The 12,281-nt window shown below is 43.7% G+C and carries 14 protein-coding genes and 1 pseudogene; 12 read left to right on the top strand and 3 right to left on the bottom strand.

The annotated features are described in order from the left end of the window. The 3 genes and pseudogenes from ACED42_RS20805 to sctN form a co-directional block, all read right to left on the bottom strand. Positions 1–249: pseudogene (locus tag ACED42_RS20805) on the bottom strand (type III secretion system needle length determinant); the annotation flags it as partial. Between the two features lie 9 nt (positions 250–258). After that, positions 259–720, bottom strand: coding sequence for a YscO family type III secretion system apparatus protein (locus ACED42_RS20800; RefSeq protein WP_017096443.1), 462 nt, complete (start codon positions 718–720; stop codon positions 259–261). Further along, positions 717–2,039, bottom strand: a complete 1,323-nt coding sequence (gene sctN / locus ACED42_RS20795; RefSeq protein WP_017100265.1) for a type III secretion system ATPase SctN — start codon at positions 2,037–2,039, stop codon at positions 717–719. Before sctN ends, ACED42_RS20800 begins: the two co-directional genes overlap by 4 nt. 186 nt (positions 2,040–2,225) lie before the next feature. On the opposite strand from sctN, the gene sctW reads away from it, so the two are divergent. Genes sctW through vopD form a run of 12 tightly spaced genes read left to right on the top strand, consistent with a single transcriptional unit; the run spans position 2,226 to position 11,953 of the window. After that, on the top strand, positions 2,226–3,119 hold the full coding sequence (sctW, locus tag ACED42_RS20790) for a type III secretion system gatekeeper subunit SctW (protein WP_017096445.1): 894 nt from the start codon (positions 2,226–2,228) through the stop codon (positions 3,117–3,119). After that, the gene (locus ACED42_RS20785) at positions 3,100–3,384 is read left to right on the top strand and encodes a TyeA family type III secretion system gatekeeper subunit (RefSeq protein ID WP_017096446.1); all 285 of its coding nucleotides are present in this window, start codon (positions 3,100–3,102) and stop codon (positions 3,382–3,384) included. The genes sctW and ACED42_RS20785 overlap by 20 nt, the downstream gene beginning before the upstream one ends. After that, positions 3,371–3,745 (top strand): type III secretion chaperone SycN, encoded by a 375-nt coding sequence (sycN, locus tag ACED42_RS20780; protein ID WP_017096447.1) that lies wholly within the window; start codon positions 3,371–3,373, stop codon positions 3,743–3,745. The genes ACED42_RS20785 and sycN overlap by 14 nt, the downstream gene beginning before the upstream one ends. After that, positions 3,742–4,119, top strand: coding sequence for a type III secretion system protein VscX (gene vscX / locus ACED42_RS20775; RefSeq protein ID WP_017096448.1), 378 nt, complete (start codon positions 3,742–3,744; stop codon positions 4,117–4,119). Before sycN ends, vscX begins: the two co-directional genes overlap by 4 nt. A gap of 5 nt (positions 4,120–4,124) precedes the next feature. Continuing rightward, positions 4,125–4,463 carry a type III secretion system chaperone VscY gene (gene vscY / locus ACED42_RS20770; RefSeq protein ID WP_371703973.1) on the top strand — a complete coding sequence of 113 codons (339 nt, stop codon included), beginning with the start codon at positions 4,125–4,127 and terminating at the stop codon, positions 4,461–4,463. Continuing rightward, entirely contained in the window at positions 4,456–6,573 is a 2,118-nt protein-coding gene (sctV, locus tag ACED42_RS20765) for a type III secretion system export apparatus subunit SctV (protein ID WP_017096450.1), read from the top strand. Before vscY ends, sctV begins: the two co-directional genes overlap by 8 nt. Continuing rightward, positions 6,573–7,007: an LcrR family type III secretion system chaperone gene (locus tag ACED42_RS20760; RefSeq protein ID WP_017096451.1), complete on the top strand. Its 435-nt coding sequence runs from the start codon at positions 6,573–6,575 to the stop codon at positions 7,005–7,007. The genes sctV and ACED42_RS20760 overlap by 1 nt, the downstream gene beginning before the upstream one ends. Positions 7,008–7,047: 40 nt before the next feature. Then, complete coding sequence (locus tag ACED42_RS20755) at positions 7,048–7,338, top strand: LcrG family type III secretion system chaperone (RefSeq protein WP_017096452.1); 291 nt, start codon at positions 7,048–7,050, stop codon at positions 7,336–7,338. A gap of 10 nt (positions 7,339–7,348) precedes the next feature. Continuing rightward, entirely contained in the window at positions 7,349–9,235 is a 1,887-nt protein-coding gene (locus tag ACED42_RS20750) for a virulence-associated V antigen (protein WP_017096453.1), read from the top strand. Between the two features lie 12 nt (positions 9,236–9,247). Next, positions 9,248–9,739, top strand: coding sequence for a SycD/LcrH family type III secretion system chaperone (locus ACED42_RS20745; protein ID WP_017096454.1), 492 nt, complete (start codon positions 9,248–9,250; stop codon positions 9,737–9,739). Between the two features lie 3 nt (positions 9,740–9,742). Beyond that, the gene (sctE, locus tag ACED42_RS20740; protein WP_017096455.1) at positions 9,743–10,942 is read left to right on the top strand and encodes a type III secretion system translocon subunit SctE; all 1,200 of its coding nucleotides are present in this window, start codon (positions 9,743–9,745) and stop codon (positions 10,940–10,942) included. Positions 10,943–10,951: 9 nt separating this feature from the next. After that, a complete protein-coding gene (vopD, locus tag ACED42_RS20735; protein ID WP_069591733.1) occupies positions 10,952–11,953 on the top strand; it encodes a type III secretion system translocon subunit VopD in 1,002 nt (333 codons plus the stop codon). The last annotated feature ends 328 nt before the right edge of the window (positions 11,954–12,281 follow it).

Below are 12,281 nucleotides of genomic sequence, written 5' to 3'. Positions count from 1 at the left end.
AACCGTTGAATCCGTTGAATCCGTTGAAACCGTTGAATCCGTTGAATCCGTTGAAACCGTTGAATCCGTTGAATCCGTTGAATCAGCTTGGTCTTTGGCACTCTTTTGCTGAAGATTGGCTGGCTGAGTTTTAGGCTTCAGAGCATTGTTAAAGATAGACTCAAGTTCTTCCGAGACGTTAGTCGCGGGACTCTGTCGAACCTTTTTGGGAAATCCTGCTGTGTCTGGGTGATCGTGTTTGACTCGCATTTTTACCTTCTATGAAACAATGGCACTACGAAACTCTTCTTGTTCGAGCTCTTCTTGGTACTGCACTTGACGTATTTGTTCAGCGATTTCTTGTTCGTTTAGCTGAATGAATTTTTCTTTGGTTTTATGAGCGGCGATTGCTTCTTTTTTTCTCTCTTTGAGCCGTTGAGCTTCTTGCTCCAATACTTTTTTGGCTTCAGCGGCTCGCTGCTTTAAATCGGCTTCTCTTTCCCTCAATAGTGCGATTTCTTGTCGCAATATCTCGAGTTCTTTTAGCACCACCATTTTCTGCTTCGCTTTGGTAAATCGTCGCTCTTCTTCTTCTTTTCGCCATTGGTGATAATCGACTACGGACTGCTCGGATTTTCGCCTTATAGAGAGGGCGTTGTTGACTCGGTACTCTTGCTGCTGAACTGCACTGTCAGCTCGCTCGGCACGAATCGTTTTGATCTCTAGTAACTGCTCGATCATAAGCCCGCGAGTCCTTGTAACTGAGTCACGGTTTCGTCGAGCTCACTTGTTTCGTGTGTGCCTTGACGTAAAAACGCTCGGATATCATCACTTTGATCAATGGCCATATCCGCGCGGTTATCAGCACCATGTTGGTATTCGCCAATTTTAATCAGCAGTTCAACTTCTTCATATTTTGCCAGCATTTCACGCATATGAGCTGCCGATGCTTGATGAGTTTTATCCACGATTTGGTTCATTACACGGCTTGCTGAACGAAGCACGTCAATGGCTGGGTAGTGGTTCATTGCGGCCAGTTTCCGAGAAAGAATAATGTGACCATCAAGTATTGATCGGGTCTCGTCGGCAACTGGTTCTGTCATATCGTCACCTTCTACAAGTACGGTGTACAGAGCGGTGATGGAGCCTTTGTCTGATTGGCCAGCACGTTCCATCAGTCTTGGCAATGCAGCAAAAACAGAAGGCGGATAACCTCGTCGTGTTGGTGGTTCACCTGCTGCCAAGCCGATTTCACGTTGAGCTCGGGCAAAGCGAGTGACAGAATCCATAAGCAGTAGGACGCGTTTACCTTGGTCACGGAAGTACTCTGCGATGGAGGTGGCCACAAACGCAGCTTTGGCACGTTCCATTGCAGGTCTATCTGAGGTTGCTACGACTAACACCGCCCTTGTCATGCCTTCTTCACCAAGGTCGTGTTCGATAAATTCTTTAACCTCACGCCCCCTTTCGCCGATAAGGGCGAGAACTGTGACATCAACGTCAGCGGAGCGGATGAACTTGGCGAGTAGGGTACTTTTACCACCACCAGCCGCGGCAAAAATACCCATCCTTTGTCCTTCGCCGCAGGTGAGTAATCCGTCTATCGAACGAACCCCCATGGAGATGGGATTTTCGATCAATTTTCGTTGCATCGGTGGCGGTGCATCTTTGTAAACTGGATACCAAGCACTCGGTTCTTTATTTTGGGTGCCATCAAACGGGCGACCCAGTCCATCCAGTACCTTACCTAACAAGTGGTTGCCAACGCCTACTTCATGCATTTTTCCAAGTGGACTCACTTCGGTGTTGGAGGAAATACCAAGCATGTTTCCAAGTGGAGTAAGTAACGCGTGATGTTGCTGAAAACCAACCACTTCCGCGAGAAGCGACAAGGTTTGATCAGGGTTGCGCAACTCACAAAGTTCCCCAACACGAACACCAGGAACCACGGCTTTGATGATGGTGCCAGTAACTTGAGTAACTCGGCCGCGGATTTGTATCAAACGAGTTTGTTTGATAGCAGATTGTTGCGTTTCGGTGATGTATGAGAAATCGTTCAATTTAGGAAATATGCGTAATAACTGGTAGTGATAGAGTAGAAAGGATGGGGCAGTATTTATAGTGACTATTGGTCGGGAGTTTTTAGAAAACTAAAAATGCCCTAAAAAAACACGTCTGATTTTGACAGCCTATTGCAAATACAACATTTACACTCAAGTCATATTGTACGAAAGGAGTGCAAATGAGTGAGTATTATCAACAATCAAATTGCAACGGGTAACAAGTTTGACACGCCAATTCGAAGCGGTCATGAGTACGTACGTTCTGGGGAGTCAATTGGTGGAAACTATCGAGGCGAGAGCGTCCGAGTACACAATGCTACTCAATCATTATTTGACGCAATGGAGGAGCTGACGTCATTAGGCTCAGAAAAAGCAGAAAAAGATCTAACCAAACGTAAAGTAAAAGATGGTGGTCTTCGGGTTAATGAAGCTCATGAGTTGGTGTCTGAATATTTAAGGAAAGTTCCTGATCTTGAGAAGAACCAAAAGATCAAAGACCTTGCTACCAAGATGGCGGGTGGCAACTTATCAACGATCGCGCAGCTACAAGCTTACCTTAATGGCTTTTCTGAAGAGAAGAGTCACCAGTACCTTGCATTAAAGGCGGTAAAAAAGTTTCTCGGAGCGAACCCAGAAAGTAAGAATCTGTTGGCGCTGATTGACCAAGCCCTTCTGAACTTTGAGCAAAATCCAGATTCTTGGTCTCAGATTGATACCGAGATTCGTGTGTCGAGCTTTGCTGATGAATATAGCAAAGAGCAAGACTTTAGCAGTTTGCACCAACTACGCGGTTTCTATCGTGACACAGTACACAGTTACCAAGGCTTAGGCTCGGCATACAAGGATGTGGTTGAGCGATTTGGTGAAAAAGAGGTGTCCACCGCCGTCGACTTTATGTTGCAAGGTATGAGTGCAGATTTAAGTGTTCAAGGCAGTAATATTGATTCGGTTAAGCTGCAGCTTTTGATGTCAGATATGCAAAAACTTAAGACGCTGAATACCCTTCAAGATCAAGTTAGTAATATCTATCAGATGTTTAAACCTCAGCAGGCAAGCCATGGCTTATCAAGTTACTGATTTAATGTCGGATGTCATCGACTTAGTTGAGCAGCGCTGGGTGGGAAGCGAAGAGATATGGAACTTAGTGAACGCCATGAAGTTGGGGGCCATTGAGCGACAAATTAGTTTTTTACGAGAACTGCACAACTTAGTTCGGCATATTTCCATTGATGTGTTTAACGACGAAGAACAGCGGCAAAACCTAATACAAGCAATACAAAAAGTGCTTGATGAAGCGATTGATTTAGAAGAAGAGGAAATTTGGAACGATGAATTGGATTGATGCGTCAGTGGATGATTTTTGCCGAGGAATGGGGCTTGAAGCCGTAAATTTCTCGTCGGCTGGACGTGTTCAGTTGAGCTTTGAACAAAGCGGCACCTTGTACCTTGAGAAATATCAGGATTGTTTGTTTCTTATGTTGGTAAAAGCGCTGCCATGGCATCAATCTAATGAGTCAATTAAAAAGGCACTGAGCTTTTGTCATTCAGGGCAAGGGTGGCCATTCACTATTAAAACTGGGCTGTTCGATGAACAAGCGTTAGTTTTCTCAGCGCAAATTGAAGGCGATGAAGTTACCTTACCAACCATAGAACAAGCATTCGCGTTGCTAGTTCGTTTGCATAACGACGTGGTGAACTCATGAATCGGATTAGTACATTAAACGTTGGTATTGAAAGTTTTGCTCATATCTCTCTTGAGCAAGTCGAAAGCGACTTTCCACAACGTTTTCAACTGCTACCTGACGGTCAAGCCATCGCGACGCACCTAGAGAAATTGTATGAACTTCGCCCTTCAGAGCAGTACTTGATGCCACTCGCTAAGCCAAAGATTACACATACAGACTTACTTCGCCCAGAAAAATACCGTCAGCAGTTTGATATAACTCTGCAAAGACTTCAAGACTTGGCGAAGAAAAATGGTTCTCATACGCTAACTCAAGCAGCGGAAACGTTGCAAACTACTCAATTAGATCAACGTTATCTCACCATGGCGTTGAATCTACTGATTCAGGTTTAACTCCCATGTTACAAGCAAAAGATGTGGAGCTATTGCTTATCCACGGGGCTCTCCAAGTTCAATATAAAAAACCTAAACAAGCAATTATGTTACTCGAAGCGCTGTTGGAAATCGAACCTCAGCATAAAGAAGCTCGCCAAACATTAGCGGTAGCATGCCTGGATTTAGGGCGGTACGCTCGTTCAATCGAACTGTGCGAAAGCTTGTTGGAAGCCAACAACTCTAATGAAGCTGGTTTATGGTTTTGTCTTAGCCAAGCCCGCTGGAAACAAGATGATGTTGAGGGCGCGCGCCGCGCTCATCGCTGTTATATAAAATCTCTAAATAGTGAACTAAATGAATAAGTTGATCGATATTATTAACAAGGTTGGGCAGCGTAAAGACATCATGCTTGCCGTGATGCTACTGGCAATCGTCTTTATGATGATCTTGCCTTTACCTACGACATTGGTGGATGTACTTATCGGTACCAACATGAGTATAGCGGTCGTCTTATTGATGATTGCTATCTACATTACATCCCCCCTAGAGTTCTCTGCATTCCCAGCGGTTCTGTTGATCACTACACTATTTCGCTTGTCACTTTCTATCACTACAACACGACTTATCCTGCTGCAAGGTGATGCTGGTCAAATCGTTTCTACCTTTGGTAACTTCGTCGTGGGTGGTAACCTGGTCGTGGGCATCGTAGTTTTCCTGATCATCACAATCGTTCAGTTTATGGTGATTACTAAAGGTTCAGAAAGGGTAGCGGAAGTCAGTGCTCGATTCTCCCTTGATGCGATGCCGGGTAAGCAAATGAGTATAGACGGCGATATGCGCGCCGGGGTAATCGATGTTCATGAGGCGCGTCATCGCCGTTCAGTGATTGAAAAAGAAAGCCAAATGTACGGCTCTATGGACGGGGCGATGAAGTTCGTAAAAGGAGACTCTATTGCTGGTCTGGTGATAATCGTGGTGAATATTCTTGGCGGTGTAACCATAGGTGTGACTCAAAAAGGCATGTCAGCGTCGGAAGCATTGGAGCTATTTGCTGTTTTGACCGTAGGTGATGGCCTGGTATCGCAAATTCCGGCTCTCTTTATCGCGATTACTGCCGGTATTATTGTGACGCGCGTTTCGAATGAAGAGTCCTCTGACCTAGGCTCAGATATCGGAGCACAGGTTACAGCACAACCAAGAGCTTTGTTGATTGGCGGTGTGTTGCTAGTGTTGTTTGCGCTTATTCCCGGTTTCCCGAAGGTTACCTTCTTTGTTCTTGCTATTGTAGTCGGTGGTGGCGGCTTTTTCTTACTCCATAACAAAAAACAACAAAGTAAATTAAGCAGTGCCGACTTACCAAGTTTTGTTGCCCAAGGCGCGGGCTCGCCAGCCGCCAAATCGAACAAAGCGGCACCTCAGCGCAACAGCAAAGGAAAACTAGGTGAACAAGAAGAGTTCGCTATGACGGTACCGCTGCTAATCGATTTGGATGCTCGCTTACAAGAGAGCTTAGAAGCCGTCGCTTTGAATGATGAGCTCGCACGAGTAAGACGAGCGTTGTACCTAGATCTCGGCGTGCCGTTCCCGGGGATTCACTTACGATTTAACGAAGGGATGAGCAACGGTGAATACTTGATTCAATTGCAAGAAGTGCCAGTTGCCCGCGGTCGGATTCAAAGCTTAAAACTGCTGGTGACAGAAGATAATGAGCAGATCGATTTGCTTGGTATACCTTACGAGAAAGATGACGATTTTCTACCGGGAATTTCGAGTATTTGGGTAGACCACAGTCATAAAGTAAAACTAGAAAACAGCCAAGTGGGCTTTTTAACTCCCGACCGTATTTTGACTTACCACCTATCTCATGTGCTAAAAGAGTACGCCCAAGATTTTATCGGTATCCAAGAGACTCGTTATTTGCTAGAGCAAATGGAAGGCAGTTATTCCGAATTAGTAAAAGAGACACAGCGTATTGTGCCTTTGCAAAAAATGACGGAAATCCTACAACGCCTTGTCTCTGAGGATATTTCTATTCGTAACTTACGAGTGATCTTAGAAGCAATGGTGGAGTGGGGACAAAAAGAAAAAGACGTGGTTCAGTTGACTGAATACATCCGTTCAAGTTTGAAACGCTATATTTGTTACAAGTACGCCAGCGGTCAAAATATGTTGCCAGCATACCTGTTAGATCAGAGCTTGGAAGATATGCTCCGTAACGGTATTCGTCAGACTTCGTCGGGCAGTTACTTAGCGCTTGACCCTTCCGTTACTCAACAGTTTGTCAGCGACGTTAAGCAAGCAGTTGGTGATTTGAGCCGTATGCCAAATAAACCAGTGTTAGTGGTGTCAATGGACGTACGCCGTTACGTGCGAAAATTGATTGAATCTGAATACTACGATCTGCCAGTGCTGTCTTTTCAAGAACTAACGCAACAAATTAATATTCAACCTTTAGGCAGGGTGGGAATGTAATGGCATGTGTACTCAGTCAGTCTTTAGTGACGTCAGGAATCAAAGTGAGGCCTTATTTCTGGCAGAAAAGCACTATCTTACTTGGCCATCGCTACGAATACGACGGTATGGAGCTCGTGTTCCGAGTAGACGATGGTGAAATTATCATCGTTTTGTTGCGAAGAATTACTCCAAACCAAGGTTTGAGCAATCCTTTCTCTGCACTGTTTTTACTCGCAGAACATGCTATCCGATTGTACCCACTCAACTGGATCATTCGTGGCAACGTTGACGTATTGCGTGGTAGCAATATGAGTAACCAAAGATTAGCGCAATTCTATTTGGGAGCCTGTGGTGCGAGTCACGATGAACAAGATGATTGGTACTACTTGCGCCTGAGTGACTACCGCCCACTTAAAAAGAGAAAGAAAGTAAAAACTCTCGACTGTTACTGACAGCATCTAATAGATGCTTCGCTTTAATATAGGTATCAAGATGAAGCAACCCTTTACCGAAACCATTGAAAAATCAGAACTTGCTATCCTTACTGCAGATGACAGAGCTGAAGTGTTCAATGAACTACTTGAAGGATTAGGTGTTGGTCCAGTAGCAGGAAATATTCTGCTTGATGGGTTAAACGCCGATCCCAAACTGATGAAACAAGCAGAACATGAATTGCTCGAGGAAGTACAACGCCGCAGACAACAACAACATCCGCTCCACGGCACTAATGCCGAAGGCTCTAGGCGCAAGCGGCCTGTGTTACTTCGTGGCATAGTAATTTAAAGGTTTTTAAATGACGGATATAAACAGAAGAAACCCAGTAGGTGGGGTAGGACCTCGACCAGAGCCGCAGACCTCATTTCAGGATCGTTTGGCTGATAAATTGGCTAATATTTTAGGGGAGCCAAATGCGGCTAAGTTGAAGGCGTTGATTAGTCAATTGCCTAAGGTGTTAGGGCGTAGTGAACAAGATAGCCTTGATCTTTATGCCAATTCATTGAGGAAACTACTAGAAAAACAAGCAGCATTTACTGGCACTGCTGCAGTTGATACTGCTGCTCATTGGATGAAATCGTTGCAAAATCAAGCGGTGAATGGTCAGATTTCACCTCAAGACTTGGTAAACGGAGTCAACAAAACACTTACTTACCAATTCCGAACTTGGTTCGAAAAGCAGTTAAGTGACAAGGTAGACAATTCGCTCCCTACAGACTTTATCAATCAGTTCCGATTAGGAAGCCAGAGTACCCAAGAAGAACAAATAGCTAACTTAGATGCCGATGCACTTAAACAAGCTACTGCGAAGATCAGTGTGTTTATAAATTCACTTTCTCAGCAAATGAGCTCTAGTAAGGTTCGTGAGAACGCTATTTCTTTTTTGCGTAATGCATTTCGCAATCTAGGTTCGGTAGACATCAACGAGCTAAATAACTCGGATTATTTATTAACGAAAGAAAGCTTCAAAGCAGCAGTTTTAGCACAGCTTACTAGATCTTTAAATAATGCAGGTCTTACGCTAAGTGGCAGTGATGCACAACTTTTGGCAAATAAAATCACTTGGCTTCCAGGTATGTCTAAGCAGGAGCTTAGAGGAGGGCTGAACGATCTGGTGAACCAAGTAAAAGGTCAATACGCAAATGCTTATGGAGCAGGTTCGGTTAGTAAGCTGCAAATAGTACTTGATGCGGCAATTGCAAAGCTAAGGAGCTCATCTACGGATATAACGCTCTCTAGCTTATTCTCGAATATGGCTGTGAGTCTTATAAACACTCAAGTCGATGCCTTTTATAGCAGTCTTCACGAAGTGCAGAAGTTCCAAACTCCACAACAACAGGTTGACCAAATAAAACAGCATACAGCACGAGATATAAGATTTCAGTTTGAAAAAATGATGTTGAGGAAAGATGTTGGTATCGACTTTGCCACTCGTCATAAAAAAATGATGAGTAACCTAGCCGCTCTGAAAGCTCGTTTAAGTAAAATCACAGAAGATGAAAAGAAAATAACGGTAGGGACTGACGGTCAAAGGAAAGCAGATGTTAAAGCTGAGCACTCGTTAACCTCTCGTGATTTGTTATCTGTGATTGATTCGACTATTGGCGATCGTTTTGATGAGCGCGTGCTGTTTTCTTTAAATGAGCGTCGAGTGAACCGTCTTGAAAAGCGTAACGAGAAGAAAGAGGAACTCCAAGAGCTTACGACTAAACTAAAAATATTTGGTCAAGTCCAGACTACCATCAGTACAAAGTTATCGGAGATAATTAACTCAAGTACTGGTGGTGGGCATTATTATCCAGACAGGCAGCATTTTACTTATAAACATTTCGGATATGAGACTCAACAAAAGTTTGAAAAAGGTAAGGAGTTTAAGTATTTAGAAAAACATATAACTCCAAGGGTTGGTTCTGATGGAGTTAAATACTTTACTCACAAACAATTTTTAGAGCATGCAGGAGTGACTGTTAGTCGCGATGTATATTATAACAATACAGATAACAAATACCTTAGTAATTTTTCTAGCTCGGTTTCAAGTAAGTCGAAGCCAATTAACGATTCTGTACAGTTAAAAACTACTGCGTTAAGCGACATCAGTTCCCAATACAACGCAACTGTTGAAGCTATGAACAAATTTGTTCAAAAGTACCACAATATTTTGCAAGCAATCCTACGAGCGATTTAAGGATAAATAACCATGACTACACAAAACCCGGTAACTGACCCATCTCAAATGCAAGCAGAGGAACTCCTTTCGTTTCTTGAGGAAGGTGGAACGTTAAAAATGCTGCACGATGTATCAGCAGATACCATTGAGCACATTTACGCTGTTGGATTCAATTTTTTCCAATCAGGAAAAATAGAGCAAGCCGGTAAGATATTCCAACTGCTTAGCATGCTTGACCACTACCAAGCACGATTTTTTATTGGTTTAGGAGCTGCTCGTCAAGAACTGGGTGAGTACCTGCAGGCGATTGACGCCTACAGTTATGCAGCGCTTGTAGATATTAATGACCCACGCCCACCTTTCCACTCTGCAGAGTGTTACCTAAAACTTGAGCAATTAACAGAGGCAGAGAGTGGGTTTTACAGCGCGAAGGGGATGTCTGCCGGAAAACCAGAGTATGCAGATTTGCATCAACGCGCAGGCATCATGTTAGAAGCGGTGAAAAACAAAAGGAGTAACTAGAATATGAATTCTATCGCACTAGACCGCACTCAGAGTCAGGCATACTTACCGGATTCTGGTCAAACAATGTTAGATAAGGTTACTAAGACTGCATCTCACGTGTCAGCTTCAGTAACGGTTGAAAACGTAAAAGGTAAAAAATCTGAAGTACCGAACACTGGTAAAGTTAAAGTTCAGCTTGATGCACCGAACGCTGCAGTTAGCGATAAGGTCAATGAATTAACGCTGAAAGCCATGAATCAACTACAAAAAATCGTTGATTCGATTGCCAAGGTTTTACATGCGGTCGCCGACAACACGGGCTCACTAGCAGTGAAAATCCTGGCAGGGTCAGCCGATGACTTTGAGGTAGAGCTAGCTGCTATCACAGACAAACTGAAGAGCGTACAAAACAAGCTTAAGATCCAAGAAGTAAAAGTAGCGAAAGCGAAACACGAACAAGAAATAAAGGATAACGAACAAAAACTCAAAGAGTCTGAAGCTGCGGCTAAAGAAGCGAAAAAATCGGGTCTGGTTTCCAAGATATTTGGGTGGGTCAGTGCCGCAGTTTCGATTATAGTGGGCGCTGTAATGGTGGCAACTGGTGTTGGAGCAGCAGCTGGTGCACTAATGATTGCCGGTGGTGTATTGGGTGTAGTCAGTATGGCTATGCAAGAACCAGCTGTTCAAAATGCAATGAAAGAAGCTGGCATTAATGTCGATGCTCTCAGCAAAGTTATGATGGCTTTAGAGATTGCGGTTGCGGTTATTGGGGCTGTTGTGACGTTTGGCGGCGCGGCTGCGGGCGGTATTGCTAAATTGGCGGGGAAAAGTGCCAGTAAAGTAGCACAAAAAATCACTGATATTGCGACTAAAGCGGCAGCTAATATGGCAAAAGTTGCAGATATGGGTTCTAAAGCAGCCACGACGACAGCTAAAGGTATTCGATTTGCTGCAGAGTCATTAGATCTTCTTTCTAATGTTGGTAAAGGCTCTGCCGATAGTGTTCATTCCAATAATAAAGCTAAAGTGACAGAAATTAATGCGGATCTTACTCAGCAGAAAGCGGAGAAGGTGCTGACTCAATCGGTTATTGATAAGCTTAAAAAAGAAATCGCTAAGATGATGGAAGGTTTCCAAGAGTTGATGAATGTCATCATGCAGATGATTCAGGCGAAAAGCGAAACGATGGAAACGGTAATGAATCGTCCAGCGACGGTTTAAGGAGAATTTATGTTAGATAAAATTGGTAAGACTGGGAATGCAGATCTATACGGTTTGGGTGAGATAGATAAAACGACTAAGGTTGAAAAAGCCCCCGAGACAAAAACCGAAGCAGCGGTTCGTGGTAACGATGAGACGGCGGTGTCAGGTGCTAAACATTATCTTTTGGAAGGACCTAAAGCGCCGAAAAGTGGAGAACAAGCTCGCGTGGTTGAAAAGCTGATGACCGCTTTGGCACCAACAGCAAATCTGCTTATGAAAACCCTAGAAAAAGCACTTCATGGTCAATCTGGAACTCAATCATCGTCAAATACGGTTTCGGAATCTCTTGCTTTGATGACCTTACTGTACCAAGTTTCGAAGTTAAGCCGAGAACAACAAACACTTGAACGTGAAATCGCGGTTGAAGCGAATGTAGCGAGCCTTAAGAGTCAAGCACAAGAGCTAAATAAATCTGCTAAAGCGATGATCGCAATGGCTGTAGTTTCAGGAGTTCTAGCCGGTGTAACGGCAATTTTGGGCGGAATAGGTTCTGCTAAAGCTGGTAAACAAATTAAAGCGGAAGCATCGACTAATACATTACTGAAAACACAAAAAGCTGGTGTAGATAAGGCTAATGATTTGTTGAACAATGGTGGGTTATCGAAAACTCAACAGCAACAGTTAAAGCGTGTTCAGGATGTCGGGCAAGACCGTCTTGGTAATTTGACTGATAAATTGACAAAAGGGGGGCGAAAGTTTGACAAAGCTACCACCTCTAATCAAGCGCGAAATTCGATTCTTCAGTCTCTTAGTCAGATGGCAAACTCAGCATCAAATGTAGAGCAAACTAAAGCTCAGGCTCGCGGTAAAGAAGATGAAGTTCTAGCGACACGTGCACAAGCATTGAAACAGAAAGCTGACGAAAATATTGGTTTTCAAGATAGTATGCTTAAAGAGCTGCGGGATCTGTTTCGCTCAATTGCTGATAGCCAAAACCAAGCATGGCGAGCATCTGCTCCTACCGTTTAAAACCACTGCGGATTAGAGTCCCCTTCTTCTAAAGTAGGTTGGCAATTTTTAGTAAGTCAGTAATGCAAGTTACTGGCTTTTTTCATGCATTTTATTTGGCAAATTCACACCTAGACTGAAATGCCGCCTAATTTCGTTAGACGTATGTATCAACTCTTCAATAAGCGTTTTAACTCGTTAAGATTTTTGTCCTGAGTCAGCAAGAACTCTTCCTTGAGGAGATCATTGACACGCTTATCTACGCTTTGTTGCGATTATCAACCCAATAATAAAGTATCCGCCCCACGAACCCACGGGGCGACTTGTCAGTGTTTGAAGTTCCAAGGTA

The sequence above is a fragment of the Vibrio sp. FF145 genome (assembly GCF_041439075.1).
Classification (GTDB): Bacteria; Pseudomonadota; Gammaproteobacteria; order Enterobacterales; family Vibrionaceae; genus Vibrio; species Vibrio tasmaniensis_A.
Note: the sequence above shows the minus strand (reverse complement) of the source record. Positions and strands in the feature narration are given on the sequence as shown.